Origin of the sequence: Streptomyces sp. NPDC048416 (assembly GCF_043200435.1) — a bacterium.
Taxonomy (GTDB): domain Bacteria; phylum Actinomycetota; class Actinomycetes; order Streptomycetales; family Streptomycetaceae; genus Streptomyces.
In genome coordinates, this window is record NZ_JBICXU010000018.1 from 110,843 (window position 1) to 128,098 (window position 17,256).

Here is a 17,256-nt window from a genome sequence, read left to right on the forward strand (position 1 = left end):
AGGGGATTTGTCTGCTTACGGGGTGCAGCAGCGGAAGAAGAAGGAAGCTGAGGCGAAGATGAAGAGGCTTCGCAAGAAGCGATGAGCTGGGGTGCCGGCCCGCTCGGCTGACCACCACGGGTGACATCAACGAGGTGGATCGCAGTGGTTCTCGGCGGTTTGCTGCGGGGTCACAGTCGAGGCTGGTGCGGCTGGTCTGGGGTGCCGGGCGAACTTACAAAGCAGATGTCGGCGGTTCGAAACCGTCCACGCCCACCAGCACGAAGGCCCCGCGCCGATCTTGGCGGGGGGCCTTCGTCCTTGGCCGACCTCGTACGGCGGTGGCTCAATGCCGGGGTGGCAGGAAACTCCGCTGCGACTTTCGGGTCAGCCCTTCCGCGCGGACGGATTCCATCCGCGTGGCCGAGGCGGGCCGCAGCTCGCTGGTGCGGATCGTTGCCTCGCTGAGCTGCCCGGGCGGGGACGGCCGCAGAAATGCCACGCGCATCAGTTCGTGGCCCAGGTCGGCGGTGATGAGTCCGGTGCGGCCATCTTGTGCGTACACGACGTAGTCCCACTGCTTCACGAGTCGGCTCCCGCGCGCAGTGCGGTCGTCCCGGCCGCGATCAGGTCCGCCACGCGGGCGGGGTCGCAGAGGTGGCCGGGGGTGCGCAGGGGGACCACCCAGTAGGTCGCAAGCCCGTGTGGCTCGGTGTCCCGGACTCGCGGAACACCCACGAAGTGGGGCAGACCGAGATGGGCGGCGTACGGGCCGAGATCCGGGCCCGGCGGTGCGGCGGGCACGAGGGCGTAGAAGCGGCGGCCGCGTGGGTCATGGATGACCGGGCCGCCCAGCGTGTGCAGGGTCATCGAGGCGGTCGACGGCCCGGCGCCGACGGCGTGGACGAGTTCGTCGGCGAGGCGGACCGCGCAGAACCGGCGGCCGAGCGCGAGGACGGCGAGACGGCGGTCGGCCCACTGGGTGTGTGCGTCGGCGGGGCGGTGGAGGCTCCCCGCCAGCCAGTCGGAGACTGCCTCATGTTCGGTGGCCCGGGTTGTCACAGGACCTGCACCGATCGTGCGGCGCGCAGCGTGCGGGCGCAGCGCTCCAGAAGGGTGCCGAGGTCGGCGGAGAGCCGCTGTGCCTCGCCGTACGACAGGACGAGGTCGACCTCGTCCTCCGCGCGGTCCACGGTCCAGAGGCTGACCGGTACTCGGATCTCGCCGGTGCTGTCATCGCAGGTGGGTTGCGCGTCACGGGTGGACGCGTGCCGACGGGGCATGGGTGCCTCCGCAGTGGTGAGGGTTCGTCAGGAGCCGTCACCGTAGAGGCGGTACCGGCGAGTAACGGGGCCGGTTTGTCCCCCTGTCCCATGCTGTCCCCGTGTCCCATCCTGCCGCTACGGAACTTCCGGACGATCCCGTTGAGAACCGTCCGGTCATCCGACCGCTTCCGCCCTCGCTCCGACCGAGACAACAGAGGACGAACGAACTCCCGCTCGGCATCGGACAGTTCATGGCGACGTATCACCCGACCATGATCCACCATTCAAGATCATTTGGAGACATCGCCGCGAGGGGTCAGTTGATCGGCAGCATGCTGTTCTCCTGTCGGGAGGCTGTGCCGAGCAATGTACGTGCGACGTCCTCCAGGGATCCGAGCAGCGGGTTCGGGTCGCCGGCGCGCGTGACGAGCACGAGCTCGCAGGGATCGATGTCGATGACGGGCACCAGGGCGATGTCCTCGCGCACAGCGGCGCGTCGGTCACTGGCAGGGAAGATCGCGACACAGTGGCCGGTGGCGATGAGTTCCAGCTTGTCCTCGTAGCTGTCGTCGATCGCGGGTGGGGGTGGTGCCGGGCGGTCGTCGACCGGCTTGGGCGTGCTCCAGACAACCGGAGTGCTGACGCAGGCCACCAGTTCCTGGTCCGACAGAGCCCGCAGGCTGACGGCTTTCTCGTTCGCCAGATGATGACGTGCCGATGTGACGAGTACCCGCGATTCCTGATGGAGCTTGGTCACCCGGAAGCCGTCCGTGGGGAAGGGCAGGGGCCTGTACACAACGAGGGCGTCGACCCGCCCCTCGGCGAGAGCGCGCGTGTCCCGCCAGTCGAGGTGCCGGGTGCGGACCTGGGCGTCGGGATGCCGACGGCGCAGTTCCTGCACACAGGCGGTGATGACCAGCCCTTCGGCGCAGCCGACGGTGACGGTACGGGGCTGGACGGCGGCTCTGGCCGTGCGAGCGGCTTGCTCGGCCTCCTGGAGCAGGATCCGGGCCCCGGGAAGGAATGCCTGACCGGCGTCGGTGAGGCTGCTGCCCTGCGGCGAGCGGTCGAAAAGCCGGACACCGAGCTGAGCCTCAAGTCGCTGGATCTGGCGGCTCAGCGACGGCTGTGCCAGGTGCAGCTTGGTGGCGGCCCGGCCGAAGTTGCCGTACTCCGCCACGACGGTGAAATAGCGCACGAGCCGGAGATCAACGTCCATTCGCCCAGGGTATGTCGCGCGTCGTCATACGCCTGGGGCATGACGGCATACGGAACAGGTCTTGGACAGGGTGTGCGGGTGGATATTGGCTTGAGGGCATGACCACTTATGACGGCAAGAAGATCGTGATCACGGGCGGAAGCAGCGGTATTGGTCTGGCTGCGGCCCGGTTGTTCGCGGACGGTGGGGCGCACGTGCTGATCACCGGCCGCACCCGATCCACTCTGGACGCTGCGCTTGAGCAGCTGGGAAACAAGGCGGTCGGGGTCCGCAGCGACGCCGCGTCCATGAAGGACATCAAGGCACTGGCCGGCACGGTCAAGGAGCGGTTCGGTGCGGTGGACGCGCTGTTCGTCAACGCCGGGGTCACCGCGTCCGCGCCGTTCGACTCGACCACGGAGGAGATGTACGACGCGCTGTTCGACATCAACACCAAGGGCCCGTACTTCACGGTGCAGGCGTTGGCGCCGCTGTTGCGCGAGGGAAGCGGCGTGGTCCTCACCACGTCGGTGGTGAACGTCCTGGGCCTCGACGCACTCAGTGTCTACTCGGCGAGCAAGGCAGCCCTGCGGTCGATGACGCGCACCCTGGCCCGCGAGCTGCTGCCGCACAAGGTGCGGGTCAATGCCGTGAGCCCCGGCCCGACCGACACGGGCATCCTGGACCGCTCCGTCCCCGCCGACGTCGCCGAGACGATAAAGGACACCTACCGGAGCACCAACCCGATGCAGCGGCTGGGGACGTCCGAGGAAGTGGCCGCCGCGGTGGCGTACTTGGCGTTCGGTGCGACCTTCTCGACGGGAACGGAGTTCCCTGTCGACGGAGGGGCGTCGCAGCTCTAGGCCGTTGCGCAAAGTCGCGTCGTCGCCCGAAGGGCAGGCGGGACTTTGAAGACAGGCCTAGGGGGTGTCTGGTGGATCATGGCCGGGGGTGCGGCGCCTGGCACGGCACCTCGCGGCGTTGCCGAAACGCCCCGATAGCTCCGCTATCACGACGTTCCGGCGCCTTGCGATGCACCGCACCAGGCGCCGCACCCTGACCGACCCTGATCCACCAGACACCCCTTAGGGGCCTTTCGCTAGCCGACGTCGCGGAGTCCAACCTTCTCGGCGAGCTGCGCGGCCTCGGGCCGCAACGCGCGGGGAGCCTGCCGCCACAGCTCGGCGATCACGGTCCGGGCGGACGGCGTGAACTTCACCGTCTCAGCGCCGATTTCATGAGCCAGCTTCATGACGTGCAGGGCGGCCGTCCGGTCCCCGCGCTGGAGGTGCCCGCGGGCCACCTCCACCCACAACCGGGCCCGCCGCTCGACCGACGGCATGACGTCCGGGTCGATCTCGTCGGCCGCCGCGAGCGCGGCCCGCGCGGTACGAAGATCGGTCGCGACGCTGACCTGGTGAAAGTCCACGTTCGCGCGCCCGAAGACCGTCGAAGGGTGGATGTACGTTGCGGGCAGTGACTTGGCGACCTGGTCGCCTGCCTCCCAGTACCGCCACGCGTCGCCGGCGCGGGCGTCACGCGCCGCCGTCACTGCGGCGTGCAGTTGCAGGGCCCCGTACACGCCTCGCCAGTCGTCGGGCGCCGAGTCGAGGTGCGGCCGGATGAGGTCTGCGGCCTCCAGGACCACGCGCAGCGCTTCCTCCGGATAGTCGGTCTCCCGCAGGATGTTCCCCATGTTCCAGGCCGCGGCTGCGATGGCCGCAGGGTTGTCAGCGTCCTGCGCGGCAGACATGGCCCGGTCCGCAACGACCCACGCCATCTCGGCGGGTGCCACGTACGCCGTGGCCTGCCCGGTGAGTCGGTAGACGTCGGACAGGGCGACGAGGGCGACCCGCCGGTCGGCGCCATCGGCCAGGCGTACGGCCGCCTCGGCATCCCGGATCAGGCCCGGCAGCACCTTTGACACCTCGGTGCGGTTCTCGCCGGTCGAGTGCCACTGAATCCAGGCACGGTCCACGCGCCCTTGCAGATCGGCGGCGTTCACCGGCCTGCTCGCCGGGGGAGGGGTGAGTCGCCGCGTCATCACCGCGTCCCACACCGCAGGCATCCCGGGGTGCTGAAGGCGGGCAGTCGGGACGGTCATCGGCGTGGCCGCGCCCGTCAGGATCGATGCGTCCGACAACTGGAGCGCGGCCGCCAGCCGCAGCGTCAGCGAGGCGTTGCGCAGTTCGCGTTCGCCGCTTTCGATCTTCTTCAGCCAGTCGGGCCCGCGGCCGCACATATTCGCGAGCATTTCGCGCGTCATGCCCCGGGATTCACGGAGGAGCCGGATGCGCTCGCCGGCGGTGAGGTCTGCGGGGATGTCCATGGTGCCCCTTCAGTGCAGTGCCATGACAATGCATTGGGCCCACCGTACGGCGGCCGGTCTCTGTCGGGAATGACGAACGTGTCCCCTGTCGGCCCGGAGACGGAAGGTTTTCGGGGCGGCGACGGTGCGGACCGGCTGAGACGAGCGCGGTGGGCATGGGTGATCGTCGCGAATTCGTCCCGGTGAGACGTCCGCCGGGACCACGACCGCGCAGTTGGGGCCGAACGGCGACCGGAGGGGGAGGGGGCAGCGGGAAGCCCCGTCGGGCGGGGTGCGGACGGGGCTTCGCGGCGGCGTCGCGGCGCGCTCGGGGAAGCGCTCGGCGCCGGTGTCCGGCGGGCCAGGAACGGGGGGAGGACTCCGCCGGATGGCCGAGATTACGCCTGTGATTGGCTGAAACGTAACCCCTGTGCGGGATGAGACTCCGGTGATTCCGCGGGGCCCCGGATGCCTGGGGGTTCGGGTGCGGTTCCGTGCGGTGCCGTGTGGTTTTGGGTCGGTCTGCGAGGGGAGGGGCCAGGGGTATGAAGCGAGATCTGCGGGCGGCGTACGACCGTGCCTGTGCGGCCGGGCTCACCTATCCGGAGGCCGGCGCCACGGGCGCGCCGGAGCTGCCGGGGGCGGACGCCGGGTACCGCGTGTTCCGGCGGCGCATCACGGTCGGGTACGGGCAGGACGCGTTCGAGTGGGCCGGGGCGCACGTGCTGGCCTGGGGGACGCAGCGGGGTGCCGGGTTCGGGGTGTACCCCCGGGTGCCCGCCGCGCCGGGCGGGACCGCACTCGTCGTCCTGCGACTGCCGGGGCTGCCCTTCCCCAGGCTGATCATCCCGTGCCGCGTCGTGTGGACCGTACGGGATGCCGAACGCATCGGATTCGCCTACGGCACCCTGCCCGGGCACCCCGAACGCGGCGAGGAGTCGTTCGTCGTGGGGCGCGAGACGGACGGGCACGGGCTCGTATGGTTCGAGGTCGCCGCGTTCTCACGTCCGGCGCGCTGGTACGCCCGGCTCGGCGGGCCCCTCACGCGCCTGCTCCAGGACCTGGCCACCCGGCGGTACCTCCGCGCGGTGGCCGACGCGGTCCACCAGGGAAAGGCGTGACGGGGTACGCGTAACGGAGAAAGGCATGCCCGGACGGCGAAAGCCCTGCCCGGGGAACGCGTGCGGCGTTCGACGCGTCTCCTCGGAGGGCGAGGGCGAGGGCGAGGGCGAGGGCCAGGGCCAGGGCCAGGGCCAGGGCGAGAGCCAGGGCGACGGTTAGGGCGAGTGCCAGGGCCGGGGCCAGGCCAGGATCAGGACCAGGCGGGTGCGGGTGTGGGGAGGCACAGCGGGCGGTGGCACACTGGCCGACTCGTCCGGTGACGGCGATGGAAACAGCGAAGGCGAAGGCGAGTGCCAAGGTGAAGGGAAGCTCGGCGTGGCGATGATGCGGAACCTGCGGAGGGTGGTGCGCCGCGCCTACCGCAGGAGTGTCGACCTCAGCCACCCGGCGCGTTCGCCGCTGGGAAGCGCCGTCGTCAACTGCGCCGTGTACGTCGACGGGGTGCGCCAGAAGGCCGACTGCCCCGTGGACGAGGCGCTGCGACAGGTGCGCGGCCTCGGCGACGGCGCCTTCGTCTGGATCGGGCTGCACGAGCCGAGCGCGGAGGAGTTCGCCGGGCTCGCCGCGCTGTTCGGGCTGCATCCGCTGGCCGTCGAGGACGCCGTCACGGCCCACCAGCGGCCCAAGGTCGTGCCCTACGACGACACCCTCTTCTCCGTCTTCAAGACGTGCGGGTACGTCGAGCACGATGAACTCACGGCCACCAGCGAGGTGGTGGACACCGGCGAGCTGATGGTGTTCACCGGGTCCGACTTCGTCATCACCGTCCGGCACGGCATGCACGGATCGCTCGGGCCGCTGCGCGAGGCGCTGGAGCGCGAGCGCGAGCAACTGGCCAAGGGCCCGTCGGCCGTGCTGCACGCCCTCGTCGACCACGTCGTCGACGAGTACCTGGAGGTCGCCGACGCCATGCGCAGCGACATGGACGCCGTCGAGACCGCCGTCTTCACCGAGAACGCGGGGCGCGGCGACGCGGGACGGATCTACCAGCTCAAGCGCGAACTCCTCGAACTCAAACGGGCGGTGGCCCCCCTCAACCGGCCGCTGCAAAAGCTCGCGGGCGAGGCGGTGCCCTCCGTCGACGCCGACGTCAGGCCGTACTTCCGTGACGTGGCCGACCACCTGCTGCGCACCTCCGAGCAGATAGCCGCCTTCGACGGACTGCTCGACTCCATCCTCCAGGCGCACCTGGCCCAGGTCACCGTCGCCCAGAACGAGGACATGCGGAAGATCACCGCCTGGGCGGCCATCGTCGCCGTGCCGACCATGGTGTGCGGCATCTACGGCATGAACTTCCAGAACATGCCCGAACTGCATTGGCGTTACGGCTACTTCATGGCGCTGGGAGTCATGGCACTGGTCTGCTTCGTCATGTACCGGGGGTTCCGGCGCAACGGGTGGCTGTAGCGGAGGTGCGCGGCCGGCCGGGTGGCCGGTCGGTGAGGTGGCCGGCCGGCCAGGGTGGTCGGCCGGCCGCGCGTCGTGCGGCGATCCGGCGGGGGTTGGACGTCAGTCGCGGTGGCGGGAGAACGGGCTCTGGCGCTCGCGCTGGTAGCGGCGCTCCCAGCGGTCCATCCGGTTCCGTCGCGCGCGGTAGGCGCGGTAGGTGGAGTCCGTACGGCCGGCCCCGCCGCCCGTGCCGCCCGTGCCGCCCGTGCCGGAGGCCGGGCCGCCGCCCGAGCGGCGCCGGGCCGTGAACAGCGCGGCCGCGACGGCCACCCAGAAGACGATGCTGCCGAGGCTGAGACCGAAGCCGTAGAGGATCAGGGCGAGAAGGATCATCCAGAGGATCATGATGGGTCCTTGGGGCAGATGCGGGGGCTTCCCCTGGCCCCCGGTTCAGGCCTCCAAGTTACTCCGCGCAAGGGGCAGTTGGCGCGCGAGTTAATGCGTGGTGAACGCCGCCGGGTGCGGGTGCGGGTGCCGGGCCGGTGGCGTGCGGGTGCCGATGTGAACCCCAACCCCCGCCCCGCGTCGGCCCGTCCCGCGTCAGCCCGCGCTGCGCCGGCTTTCCGCGAGGCCCCGCAGGCGCTCCATCTCGCGCCGGTCGCGCTTGGTCGGCCGGCCGAGGCCCCGGTCCCGTACGCCCGCCGCCAGGACGTCGGCGCGGGCGGGCGGCGGCGGGCTCTTGTCGATGTAGGCCTCGGCCGCGACGGGGGCGCCGACCCGCTTGCGCAGCAGCTTGGCGACCTTCACGATCCGCTCGCGGCTCTCCATGCGCACCCGCACCTCGTCGCCGATCTTGACGAGGTGGGAGGCCTTCACACGCTCGCCGTTGACGTGGACGTGTCCGGCCCGGCAGGCCGTGCCCGCCTGGGAGCGCGTCTTGGTCAGCCGGACCGACCAGATCCAGCTGTCGACGCGTACGGGGCCGGTGCTGGTGCCGTTCGCTGCTTCCGCCATGTCTTCGACTCTAGACGGCGGCCCCGGCCCGGCCTCGCGGTTTTCGGCCGGGGCGCCCGGTCGGGACGGCCGAGGGCCGTTGCCAGGGTCGTTGTCAGTGGCGTCGGTCACACTGGGAGCATGTGCAGGAGTATCAAAACATTGAGGCCACCGGCCATGCCGGAGGAGGCCACCGAGGACGACATCAGGGCCGCCGCCCTGCAGTACGTGCGCAAGGTGTCCGGGTTCCGGGCGCCCGCCGCGCACAACAAGGAGGTGTTCGAGCGCGCGGTGGACGAGATCGCCGAGGCGACCCGTGAGCTGCTGGCGGGGCTTGAGGTGCGCGGGGCGGTCAAAGCCGCCGCGAAGAGCCCGGGGTGATCGCCGGAGCGTGACGCGGGGCCCAGGCGCCAGGTCGGTCACCCGGGGCCGGGGCCGGGGCCGCAGCTCAGGGCCAGGGCCGGGGCCAGGATTACAGGGCCAGGATTACAGGGCCAGGGCCCAGGGTTACAGAGCCAAAGCCAAGGCTTACGCGGCCGGAGCAGGCGCCGGGGCCGGGCGTTTTATGACGTACGCCGCGAGCGCGCCCGCCGCGAACAGGGCGAGCAGCGACACCGCCGTGCCCAGCCAGGTCGCGCCGAGCCACTGCCCGCCGAAGTAGCCGAGCCCCACGCTGTACGTCGCCCAGGCGACGCCCGCCAGCGCCGACCACGGCAGGAACTCGCCGACCTTGCGGTGCGCCGCGCCCGCGCCCAGCGAGACGACGGAGCGCCCGGCGGGGGCGAAGCGGGCGATGACGACGAGGCCGCCGCCGCCCCGGCTCAGCGCGATGCCGAGTCGTTCCTGCGCCCGGGTCAGGCGGCGCGAGCGGGCGATCACGCGCTCCAGGCGGGCGCCGCCGCGGCGCGCCAGGCGGTACGCGATCAGGTCGCCCAGGACGGAGGCGCTGGCGGCGCAGGCGGCGAGGGCCAGCAGATCGGGGTGCCCGGTCTGTATGACGTCCCCGGCCGCGGTCGCGGAGCCCGCCGCCGTGGTCGCCGCGGTGATCACGAGGACCCCGCTGGGGAGCACGGGCAGGAAGACGTCGAGCAGCACGGAGAGCGCGACCACGGCATAGATCCAGGGGCTCGAAGTGAGCGCCCCCACACTCTCCAGCACGTTCGCTCCTCTGCGGCTTGTCGGTTCCCCGGACGTGAATACCGCGGTGTCGCGGGGAAGCGGCAGGGGCGGCGGTACAGCCGTACAGCGTACGCCCGGGCCTGGAAAGGTTTGTGTCAGGGGTGGTTGGTGGGACGGCCCCGCCACGGCCGTGCGCTGCTCGCGCCCGCGCAGGCGGCGCGAGAGCCGGGGCGGACGGCATGCCGCTGCCCGGAGTTCGACGGCTGAACTCCGGGCAGGGGAAAGCGCGTTGGGCTCTGCGGGGTCGCGGGTGGGCGCTCAGGCCGCGACGGTCTCACGCTGGGTGTCCGCGGCCGGTCGTGCGGCGCGGCGGGCTCCCATGAGCTGGTCGACGGCGAGTGCGCCGGGGCCGGTGAAGACGAGGAGCAGGAAGGCCCAGCAGTACATCGCGGAGGGCTCGCCGCCGTTCTGGAGGGGGAGCAGCGCGTGGGACTGGTGGACGCTGAAGTACGCGTACGCCATCGAGCCCGAGGAGATCAGGGCGGCGGGGCGGGTGAAGAGGCCGAACAGGACCAGGATGCCGCCGACGAGCTGGATCACCGCGGCGTACCAGCCGGGCCAGGTGCCCGCCGCGATCGAGCCGCCGCCCATCGCGCCGCCGAAGACGCCGAACAGGGACGCCGCGCCGTGGCAGGCGAAGAGGAGGCCGATGACTATGCGGAACAGGGCGAGCGCGTACGGGCGCGCTCTTTCGGCGTCGAGCGTGGGGGAGGCCATGGTGGGCTCCTTCGGTTGGGGACGTGACCGATGGGGTCCACAGGTTAGGCAGCCCTCAGTAGTGCTTGCAAGTTCAACATATTCAATTTCTTGTTTCAGTCGGCTGAATCGAGCCAGGGGAGGCGCCCGGGGTCAGTGGGCGGTCCGGGGCGGTCGAGGGGCGGCCCGGGGCGCCGGGCCGGCGGCGGTTCCGGCGCACCGGGTGGAGCAGCAGGTGCGCGCAACGACCGTGCAGCGTAAGGGCCATGAGGCGGTTGCCGAACCAAGGGCCGCCCCTCCTGCGCCAGTCGAAGGCGGGTCGTTCCGCCGCGCCGTGGCGTGCCAGGAGGTGCCCCGTTCTGCACCCGATCCGGCGCCGGTCGAAGCGGAATCCGGCCCGCACCGGTGCCGGAACCGAGTGGTGGAGGGGCGAACAGGACAACTGGCCTCCGCAGAAAGCGGGTTGGGGCGACTTATTTGGCCAGAAGGGCTTCGCCACGTATACGTGGCGCACATCACCCCACGGGCCGCTGGTGGCGGCCGGAGCGTGGGGGCCGTCCGCCGCCCGCCGCGCACGGAGGCGGCGGGGGCTGGGCGGAGCCACGGCTGGGCGCGCCGCTACCGGTCCCGCGGTCGGTCAGCGCGGTCCTCGGATGCCGTCGATGATGCGCGTCCAGTTGTCGCTGCCATGTCCGTCCTCGATCGCGCGCCGGTAGTGGGCCCGCACCGCCAGCGGGAGCGCGAGGTCGAGGCCGAGTGACGTGCTGGTCTCGACGATGTGGTCGGCGGTCGCCCCCATCATCGTGACCGTGCTCAGGTCGCCGGGATGCTCTCCGGCATCAAGCGCGGTGCCGGGGTTCGCTTCGCCTGCCCTCAGGATGGCGCCGATCGCGTCGGCGGAGGAAAGCAGCTCCGGCAGTGCTTCGCCGGCCTTCATCCCTGCGGTGCCCAGCATCGCGGTGGCGTGCATCAGTGCGGACAACGTGGTGATGAATACCGCGAGTTGGGCTTGATACATCATCTGGGCGAGCCCCGGGTCCTCGCCCAGATGCCTCGGTGTGCCGAGCGGTGCCAACGTCGCCAGGTGGCTCTTCATCGCCTCGCCCGGGCCGCTGTAGTAGACATGGGCTGCCTCGGTGCCGACCATCGGCGCGGGGACCATGACACCTCCGGTGAGCAAGGTGGCGCCGTGGCCCGCAGCCCAGGTTGCCGCCTCGCGTGTGCGGTCGGGAGTGTCGGAGCTCAGGTTGACCAGCGTCCGGCCCGCGAGCGAGGCGGTGACGCCGTCGAGGACGTCGTACATCGCCTGGTAGTCGGTGAGGCTGAGGATCACGAGGTCACTCGCTTCGACCGCCTCCCGGGGCGTGGCCGCGAGCGTCGCGCCGTCGGTCACGACGCCGTCGGCCCGGCCGGTGGTGCGGTTCCAGACGGTGACCGGGTGGCCGGCGGTGAGGAGGGTGCGCGTCATCGCCTGGCCCATCGGACCGAGCCCGATGACGGTGACAGCGCTCTTCTGTCCGGTGGTGCGGTTCTGTTGTTCGTTCACCCCTCCATGCTCCAAGAGCGGCCCTAGGCTCGGAAGTACCCACTATTTTCTGCGGTACTTACCTTTTCGTAAGGGGACCAGTGATGACCAGGACGCCGAGACGCGGGCCTTACATCTGCGGCATCGACGCCGCGCTCGACGTGGTGAGCGGCAAGTGGAAGGGGCTGATCCTCTGGGAACTCGATACCCGGGGCGTACGCCGTTTCGCTCAGCTCCATCGCGCTCTGCCGGGAGTGAGCGAGAAGATGCTGACGCAGCACCTGCGCGAGCTGGAGGCGGACGGACTCGTGCACCGGGAGGTCTATGCCGAGGTACCCCCGCGGGTGGAGTACACCCTGACTGAACACGGGCGCACGCTCAATCAAGCGCTCGGGCCGCTCGGCGCCTGGGGGGCCCAGCGCATGCGACGCGAAGGCTCCGAAGCGGTCGACGTGGCCGGGGCCTGACACGGCTTGGGCACACCCGGCCGTGTCAGGAGCAGCAGCACGTCGGCCCCCCCCGGATCGGCCGCCAAATCCGCGGCGCGTGCGTCGAGCGCGTCCGTCCCGCGGGGGACACGGCAGATCACGACGTCCTGCGTGCTGGGGACGCCAACCGGGCGTGGATCAGCAGCCGTTGAGGATCGACTGGAGGGTGGACTTCTCGGCGGAGTCGACCGTGAGGCTGTAGTAGTGCTTCACGTCGACCCACATTTGCGCGTACGTGCAACGGTAGGAGGTCAGCGACGGCAGCCACTTGGCCGGGTCCTTGTCGCCCTTGGACTGGTTGACGTTGTCGGTGACCGCGATCAGCTGGGGCCGGGTCAGGTCGTTGGCGAAACCCTGGCGCTGGGGAGTGGTCCAGGCGCTCGCGCCGGAGCGCCAGGCCTCGGCGAGCGGCACGATGTGGTCGATGTCCACGTCGGACGAGGCGGTCCAGGTGGCGCCGTCGTACGCGGAGTACCAACTCCCGCTCTTCGCCGCGCAGCTGGAATCGGTCGTGACGTTCGTACCGTCGCGCTTGAGGACGACCTCGCGGGTGTTGCAGGTGCCGGACTGGGTGATCCAGTGCGGGAACTTGTCCCGGCTGTAACCGGTCAGCGAACCCTCCGCCTGCACGGTCAGCTCGCCGAGATAGGTGCGCGCGGTGGCGGCGCTCACCGGGGTGGGCGGTGCGGCCTCGGCGGCCGGGGCGGTGATCAGCGCGGCGCCCGTGGCGAGCGCGGCCGCGGCGGCGAAGACCATGGTGCGACGCGCGTAGACGCGGGGCATACGGGTTGCTATGGCGCCTGACATGCGAACTCCCTTGACGTGGGGGGAACTTGACCGGCCGCAGGGTGAGCGGTCCGGCCAGCGTGTCGGCGCCGGGTTGCCTGGGGATGGGCGCCAGGTAACAGCGTGGCGACGTGGGCACGTCAGATCAAGGGGTCGGACGACACCGGCATCGCCCGGACCTGACGTACCGTCTCGAAGGGGCACACGTCGTACGGTTGGCGCGTGCTGCTGCCCGTGAACCTCACGCTCGGGGCCGTCCTGATCGCCCTGCTGCTCCTCGCCGCGGGCGTCGCCGCCGCCGCGCACCTGGGACGGCACCGCGAGATCCTGGTCGCCGGGGTGCGGGCGGCCGTCCAGCTCGCCGTCGTCGCCCTCGCCATCCACTGGGTGGTCGGCTCCGTGCCGCTGCTGCTCGGCTTCTTGACCCTGATGTTCGCCGTCGCGGTACGCACCGCGGGCCGCCGGATGACCGCCAACCGCACCTGGTGGTGGGCGGCCGCCCCCATCGCGTCCGGCGTGGTCCCCGTCGTCGCGGCGCTGCTGATCACCGGGCTCGTCCCCATCAGGGGCATCGCGCTGATCCCCGTCACCGGCATCCTCATCGGCGGCGCGCTCACCGCGACCGTGCTCGGCGGACGCCGGGCGCTCGATGAGCTGACGATGCGGCGCGGCGAGGTGGAGGCCGGGATGGCGCTCGGGCTGCTCGACCGGGACGCACGTCTGGAGATCGCCCGCCCGGCCGCGTCCGACGCGCTGCTGCCCGGCCTCGACCAGACCAGGACGGTGGGCCTTGTCACGCTGCCCGGAGCGTTCGTCGGGATGCTGCTCGGCGGCGCCTCGCCCGTGCAGGCGGGCGCGGTCCAGCTCTTCGTCCTGGTGGCGCTCCTGGCCGTACAGGCGGTCGCCGTGTCGGTGGTGCTCGAACTCGTCGCCCGGGGCAAGGTGCACCGGGAGCCCGGGGACCTTGGGCCCTGAGGGGGTGCCTACGGCGTGCCGTACCCTGGGAGGCGCAGAAGGGGAGTAGCTCTTCGCCGGAACGTCGACATACTGCCGAATCCCCCAGGGGTCCTCGGCCGGCGCCCGGAGGCGAGTGCCCGCGAGGGCCCCGCCAGCGAGACCTTCGGCCGCAGTGACCATGACCATTCATGGCGCCGCCGTGCCGAAGCGACCCCGGACACAGCTCGGACATGCTCTCGGTGCGGCCGCGCCCGACCGATAGAGGAACCCTTCCGTGCTCAGCTTCACGATCATGGCGATCACGTTCGGCGTGATCTTCCTTGCCGAACTCCCCGACAAGACCGCCCTCGCGGGCCTGATGCTCGGCACCCGCTACAAGGCGTCCTACGTCTTCGTCGGCGTCGCGGCCGCCTTCGCGGTGCACGTCGTCCTCGCCATCGCCGCGGGCGGCGTGCTGACCCTGCTGCCGCACCGGCTGCTCCAGGCGATCGTCGGTGTGCTGTTCCTCGCGGGCGCGGCGATGCTGCTCTTCAAGAAGGGCGAGGACGACGAGGAAGTGAAGGCGCCCGCCGACCAGTCCTTCTGGAAGGTGTCGGGTGCGGGCTTCATGCTCATCCTGGTCGCCGAGTTCGGTGACCTGACCCAGATCATGACCGCCAACCTGGCCGCCCGCTACGACAGCCCGCTCTCCGTGGGCATCGGCGCCGTGCTCGGCCTGTGGGCGGTGGCCGGACTCGGCATCGTGGGCGGGCGCACCCTGATGAAGCACGTGCCGCTGCGCCTGATCACCAAGGTCGCGGCCTGTCTGATGCTGGCGCTCGCCGGGTTCAGCCTGTTCGAGGCGATCGCGGGCTGAGCCCGTCCGCACGGCGCGCGGACACGTCCCGGGCCGGCCGCACCGCGGCAGGCACGGAAACGGCCCCCGTGGTAGGACGGGGGCCGTTCGTTCATGGGGCGCGAGCGCCGCGGTGCCGGCCGGCGTGCGAGGGCCGCGACGTCGGCGGCGTGCGAGGGTCGCGGTGCCGGCCGGCGTGCGAGGGCCGCGGTGTCAGCCGGTGACCTCAAGGCGCAGGACGCCGTCCGCGTCGGCGGTGACGGTGAGGTGCGTGAGGTCGGGGACATGGACAGTGGGGGCGTGGGCGCCCGCCCGCGGGCCCACGCCCACGACGCGCATCCCCGCCGCCCTGCCCGCCGCGATGCCGGCCTCGGAGTCCTCGAACACGATGCAGTCCGCCGGTGCGAAGCCCAGCTCCGCGGCGCCCTTGAGGAAGCCCTCCGGGTCCGGGCCCGGGCGAGCGCCGCGTCCGCCGAGGTCACCAGGGCGTGCGGCTGCTCCGCGATGGCGGCCATGAAGGCGGGAGCCCCGGCCACCGGCACGACGCCGTCGGTGTCCGCGGTCTCCTCGGCCAGCATCACCTTGTTGTCGGCGAAGTTCTGCTCCATCGGGCGGTCCGGGAGCAGCAGGGCCATCGTGGCGTAGCCCTGGCGGCCGTGGACGACCTTGAGCGCGGCGTCCGGGTCGAGGCCCTGCCGCTCTGCCCACCGGCGCCAGCAGCGCTCGACCACGGCGTCGGAGTTCACGATCGTGCCGTCCATGTCCAACAGGAGGGCGCGGGCGGTCAGGACGGTGGTGGTCGTGGTGCTGGCCGACATCGGCGGACTCCAGGGCGCGGGGGCGCATGGGGGGACGGAAGGGGGACGGAAGCACAAAGGTGATCCCCGCCCGCCGGTCAGGGAGTACAGGCAGGGATCACTTTGTTCCTCCACGATACAAAACGTGGCGGGGTTGTGCCACCCGCCCCCCGCGGGCGCGGCCTACGGCTGGTCCGTCATGGATTCGAGCGCTTGCCGGGTCGCCGGTCCGTACACCCCCGCCGGGTCGCCCGTGACGCCGACGTACGACTGGAAGTCACGCACCGAGCGCTCCGTCCTCGACCCGAAGCTGCCGTCGGCGTTGCCGTTGTAGAGCCCCAACTGGGCCAGCCGCTCCTGGAGTTCGAGCACACCGGGCCCGCTGTCGCCCCGCCGCAGCGTCTGGCCCGGGGGCGGCGCGAGCGGCCTGCCCTCGGGGGTGCGGGAGGAGGGCGGCGGCCCGGAAGGCGGGGAGGCCGCAGGAGCGGGCACGGACTTCGACGGGGTGGGGGTGGCCTTTTTGGACGCGGAGGGTGACGGCGAGGCGTGCGCCGAGGCGGAACGGCTCGGGGTGGCCCGCTTCGTCGCAGGCCGCGCGGTGGGCGAGACGGCCGCCGCGGAGGCGTCGGCGCCGCTGTAGGGGACGCCGGTGTCCACGGTGTCGGGCAGCGCCTGCTTCGGCGTCGCGTCGTCGGCGAACAGGGTGCTCGCGAACGCCGCCGTGGCGATGACGACGGCCGTGGCGGCGCCGGCGGTGAGCGCGGCGATCCTGCGGCGCCTGCGGGCGTCACCGGCGGCGCGCTCGCCCGGGGAGCGGCGCGGGCGGTACGGACCCGTGTCCCGCGGCGGGGTCTGCGTGACGGGGACGGCCGCACCGAGCCGCATGGTCCTTTCGGCGTCGGCACCCCGCGTCCCGCCCGCGTCCCCAACGAACCGGGCGCCACGGTCGCCACCGGACGCGCTGTTCCCGGCCCCGCTGGACGTGCTGCTCCCGGCCCCGCCAAGCGCGCTCTTCCCACCCCCGCTGGATGGCTCGCCCGGCGCACCGTCGCCGCCGACTGCGTGGCCGCTGCCGCTGAATCTGCCGGTCTCGTCACGTCCGCCGCCGTCGGTGCGGGGCCCGGGACCCTCCGCCCCGGCAGGTGCGGCGTCCGGCGCCGGGGCTGCCTCCGGCCCCGCCTCCGGTACGGAATCGGCACCCGTCCGGGCGTCGTCCTCCGGCGGCGTCACGGCGTTCGGCAGCATCACGTACGGCCGGATGCGCAGCGGGTCGAAGTCCTCCGCCGCGGCGGCCTCGGCCATGCGTTCCGCGTGCAGGGTCTCGGCGGCGCGCTCGGCGCAGGCGCAGCCGGGTCTGCCGTCCACCCCGCGCTCCGCACCGCATTCAGGACAGCCGTGTCCGGTCATCGTCGGGTCCCCTCCCCTTGGGCTGCGAGCGATTATGCCGGGCGGCCTCCGGGCACCCGGGGGACGTGGTCGGCCCCGGCAGGCCATTTCCGTACATTCCGATCAAGATGGTGTGAGCGAGCCGGAGCGCACCAGCGGACGCGCACCGGCGGACACACCGCAGTGGACGCACGGCGGTGGACGTACAGCGGTGGACGCACGGCAGCGGACGCACGGCGGTGGACGCACGGCAGCGGACGTACAGCGGTGGACGTACAGCGGTCGGCGCACACCGGCCGGTGCGCTCCCCGGTCGGCGCACACCGTCGACGCACATCAGTGGATGCAGACCAA

General features: G+C 71.7%; 20 protein-coding genes and 1 pseudogene. 8 read left to right on the top strand and 13 right to left on the bottom strand.

Annotated features, from left to right (window positions below; translation table 11 throughout):
* Window positions 1–325 precede the first annotated feature (325 nt).
* From ACGFW5_RS22445 to ACGFW5_RS22460, 4 genes are all read right to left on the bottom strand, one after another.
* A complete protein-coding gene (locus ACGFW5_RS22445; protein ID WP_393836039.1) occupies window positions 326–565 on the bottom strand; it encodes a hypothetical protein in 240 nt (79 codons plus the stop codon).
* Window positions 562–1,041 carry a hypothetical protein gene (locus ACGFW5_RS22450; RefSeq protein WP_393836040.1) on the bottom strand — a complete coding sequence of 160 codons (480 nt, stop codon included), beginning with the start codon at window positions 1,039–1,041 and terminating at the stop codon, window positions 562–564. Before ACGFW5_RS22450 ends, ACGFW5_RS22445 begins: the two co-directional genes overlap by 4 nt.
* On the bottom strand, window positions 1,038–1,262 hold the full coding sequence (locus tag ACGFW5_RS22455; protein WP_393836041.1) for a hypothetical protein: 225 nt from the start codon (window positions 1,260–1,262) through the stop codon (window positions 1,038–1,040). The genes ACGFW5_RS22450 and ACGFW5_RS22455 overlap by 4 nt, the downstream gene beginning before the upstream one ends.
* A gap of 298 nt (window positions 1,263–1,560) precedes the next feature.
* Window positions 1,561–2,463, bottom strand: coding sequence for a LysR family transcriptional regulator (locus ACGFW5_RS22460; protein WP_393836042.1), 903 nt, complete (start codon window positions 2,461–2,463; stop codon window positions 1,561–1,563).
* A gap of 98 nt (window positions 2,464–2,561) precedes the next feature.
* On the opposite strand from ACGFW5_RS22460, the gene ACGFW5_RS22465 reads away from it, so the two are divergent.
* Complete coding sequence (locus tag ACGFW5_RS22465) at window positions 2,562–3,305, top strand: SDR family oxidoreductase (protein WP_393836043.1); 744 nt, start codon at window positions 2,562–2,564, stop codon at window positions 3,303–3,305.
* Between the two features lie 236 nt (window positions 3,306–3,541).
* Here ACGFW5_RS22465 and ACGFW5_RS22470 read toward each other — a convergent pair whose 3' ends face one another.
* On the bottom strand, window positions 3,542–4,771 hold the full coding sequence (locus ACGFW5_RS22470; RefSeq protein ID WP_393836044.1) for a helix-turn-helix domain-containing protein: 1,230 nt from the start codon (window positions 4,769–4,771) through the stop codon (window positions 3,542–3,544).
* Between the two features lie 524 nt (window positions 4,772–5,295).
* Between ACGFW5_RS22470 and ACGFW5_RS22475 the strand changes: the two genes are divergently transcribed.
* The 3 genes from ACGFW5_RS22475 (at window position 5,296) to corA (ending at window position 7,279) form a co-directional block, all read left to right on the top strand.
* Window positions 5,296–5,871 carry a DUF1990 family protein gene (locus tag ACGFW5_RS22475; RefSeq protein ID WP_393836045.1) on the top strand — a complete coding sequence of 192 codons (576 nt, stop codon included), beginning with the start codon at window positions 5,296–5,298 and terminating at the stop codon, window positions 5,869–5,871.
* Between the two features lie 25 nt (window positions 5,872–5,896).
* Entirely contained in the window at window positions 5,897–6,031 is a 135-nt protein-coding gene (locus tag ACGFW5_RS22480; protein WP_393836046.1) for a hypothetical protein, read from the top strand.
* Window positions 6,032–6,193: 162 nt separating this feature from the next.
* Window positions 6,194–7,279 carry a magnesium/cobalt transporter CorA gene (gene corA, locus ACGFW5_RS22485; protein WP_393836079.1) on the top strand — a complete coding sequence of 362 codons (1,086 nt, stop codon included), beginning with the start codon at window positions 6,194–6,196 and terminating at the stop codon, window positions 7,277–7,279.
* A gap of 102 nt (window positions 7,280–7,381) precedes the next feature.
* Here the strand turns inward: corA and ACGFW5_RS22490 are convergent, their stop codons facing one another.
* On the bottom strand, window positions 7,382–7,666 hold the full coding sequence (locus tag ACGFW5_RS22490) for a hypothetical protein (RefSeq protein ID WP_393836047.1): 285 nt from the start codon (window positions 7,664–7,666) through the stop codon (window positions 7,382–7,384).
* 195 nt (window positions 7,667–7,861) lie between these two features.
* Entirely contained in the window at window positions 7,862–8,275 is a 414-nt protein-coding gene (locus tag ACGFW5_RS22495; protein WP_393836048.1) for an RNA-binding S4 domain-containing protein, read from the bottom strand.
* Between the two features lie 120 nt (window positions 8,276–8,395).
* Between ACGFW5_RS22495 and ACGFW5_RS22500 the strand changes: the two genes are divergently transcribed.
* Complete coding sequence (locus ACGFW5_RS22500; RefSeq protein WP_393836049.1) at window positions 8,396–8,635, top strand: DUF2277 domain-containing protein; 240 nt, start codon at window positions 8,396–8,398, stop codon at window positions 8,633–8,635.
* Between the two features lie 147 nt (window positions 8,636–8,782).
* Here the strand turns inward: ACGFW5_RS22500 and ACGFW5_RS22505 are convergent, their stop codons facing one another.
* From ACGFW5_RS22505 to ACGFW5_RS22515, 3 genes are all read right to left on the bottom strand, one after another.
* Entirely contained in the window at window positions 8,783–9,412 is a 630-nt protein-coding gene (locus ACGFW5_RS22505; protein ID WP_393836050.1) for a DedA family protein, read from the bottom strand.
* Between the two features lie 279 nt (window positions 9,413–9,691).
* On the bottom strand, window positions 9,692–10,150 hold the full coding sequence (locus tag ACGFW5_RS22510) for a DoxX family protein (RefSeq protein ID WP_393836051.1): 459 nt from the start codon (window positions 10,148–10,150) through the stop codon (window positions 9,692–9,694).
* Window positions 10,151–10,766: 616 nt separating this feature from the next.
* Window positions 10,767–11,675: an NAD(P)-dependent oxidoreductase gene (locus ACGFW5_RS22515; RefSeq protein ID WP_393836052.1), complete on the bottom strand. Its 909-nt coding sequence runs from the start codon at window positions 11,673–11,675 to the stop codon at window positions 10,767–10,769.
* Window positions 11,676–11,758: 83 nt separating this feature from the next.
* Between ACGFW5_RS22515 and ACGFW5_RS22520 the strand changes: the two genes are divergently transcribed.
* On the top strand, window positions 11,759–12,121 hold the full coding sequence (locus tag ACGFW5_RS22520) for a winged helix-turn-helix transcriptional regulator (protein WP_393836053.1): 363 nt from the start codon (window positions 11,759–11,761) through the stop codon (window positions 12,119–12,121).
* A 159-nt stretch (window positions 12,122–12,280) separates the two neighbouring features.
* On the opposite strand, the gene ACGFW5_RS22525 is transcribed toward ACGFW5_RS22520, so the two are convergent.
* Window positions 12,281–12,925 (bottom strand): HNH endonuclease family protein, encoded by a 645-nt coding sequence (locus ACGFW5_RS22525; RefSeq protein ID WP_393836080.1) that lies wholly within the window; start codon window positions 12,923–12,925, stop codon window positions 12,281–12,283.
* 225 nt (window positions 12,926–13,150) lie between these two features.
* Between ACGFW5_RS22525 and ACGFW5_RS22530 the strand changes: the two genes are divergently transcribed.
* Entirely contained in the window at window positions 13,151–13,903 is a 753-nt protein-coding gene (locus tag ACGFW5_RS22530; protein ID WP_393836054.1) for an ABC transporter permease, read from the top strand.
* 256 nt (window positions 13,904–14,159) lie between these two features.
* Complete coding sequence (locus ACGFW5_RS22535; protein ID WP_393836055.1) at window positions 14,160–14,741, top strand: TMEM165/GDT1 family protein; 582 nt, start codon at window positions 14,160–14,162, stop codon at window positions 14,739–14,741.
* A gap of 192 nt (window positions 14,742–14,933) precedes the next feature.
* On the opposite strand, the pseudogene ACGFW5_RS22540 reads toward ACGFW5_RS22535, so the two are convergent.
* Window positions 14,934–15,538: pseudogene (locus ACGFW5_RS22540) on the bottom strand (HAD-IA family hydrolase).
* Window positions 15,539–15,700: 162 nt separating this feature from the next.
* Entirely contained in the window at window positions 15,701–16,882 is a 1,182-nt protein-coding gene (locus tag ACGFW5_RS22545) for a peptidoglycan-binding protein (RefSeq protein ID WP_393836056.1), read from the bottom strand.
* Between the last annotated feature and the right edge of the window lie 374 nt (window positions 16,883–17,256).

Coding starts and splice junctions, on each gene's coding strand:
- ACGFW5_RS22455 (WP_393836041.1), bottom strand. CDS start 1,262: ATGCCCCGTCGGCACGCGTCCACCCGTGACGCGCAACCCACCTGCGAT.
- ACGFW5_RS22460 (WP_393836042.1), bottom strand. CDS start 2,463: ATGGACGTTGATCTCCGGCTCGTGCGCTATTTCACCGTCGTGGCGGAG.
- ACGFW5_RS22465 (WP_393836043.1), top strand. CDS start 2,562: ATGACCACTTATGACGGCAAGAAGATCGTGATCACGGGCGGAAGCAGC.
- ACGFW5_RS22470 (WP_393836044.1), bottom strand. CDS start 4,771: ATGGACATCCCCGCAGACCTCACCGCCGGCGAGCGCATCCGGCTCCTC.
- ACGFW5_RS22475 (WP_393836045.1), top strand. CDS start 5,296: ATGAAGCGAGATCTGCGGGCGGCGTACGACCGTGCCTGTGCGGCCGGG.
- ACGFW5_RS22480 (WP_393836046.1), top strand. CDS start 5,897: ATGCCCGGACGGCGAAAGCCCTGCCCGGGGAACGCGTGCGGCGTTCGA.
- corA (WP_393836079.1), top strand. CDS start 6,194: ATGATGCGGAACCTGCGGAGGGTGGTGCGCCGCGCCTACCGCAGGAGT.
- ACGFW5_RS22490 (WP_393836047.1), bottom strand. CDS start 7,666: ATGATCCTCTGGATGATCCTTCTCGCCCTGATCCTCTACGGCTTCGGT.
- ACGFW5_RS22495 (WP_393836048.1), bottom strand. CDS start 8,275: ATGGCGGAAGCAGCGAACGGCACCAGCACCGGCCCCGTACGCGTCGAC.
- ACGFW5_RS22500 (WP_393836049.1), top strand. CDS start 8,396: ATGTGCAGGAGTATCAAAACATTGAGGCCACCGGCCATGCCGGAGGAG.
- ACGFW5_RS22510 (WP_393836051.1), bottom strand. CDS start 10,150: ATGGCCTCCCCCACGCTCGACGCCGAAAGAGCGCGCCCGTACGCGCTC.
- ACGFW5_RS22520 (WP_393836053.1), top strand. CDS start 11,759: ATGACCAGGACGCCGAGACGCGGGCCTTACATCTGCGGCATCGACGCC.
- ACGFW5_RS22525 (WP_393836080.1), bottom strand. CDS start 12,925: ATGCCCCGCGTCTACGCGCGTCGCACCATGGTCTTCGCCGCCGCGGCC.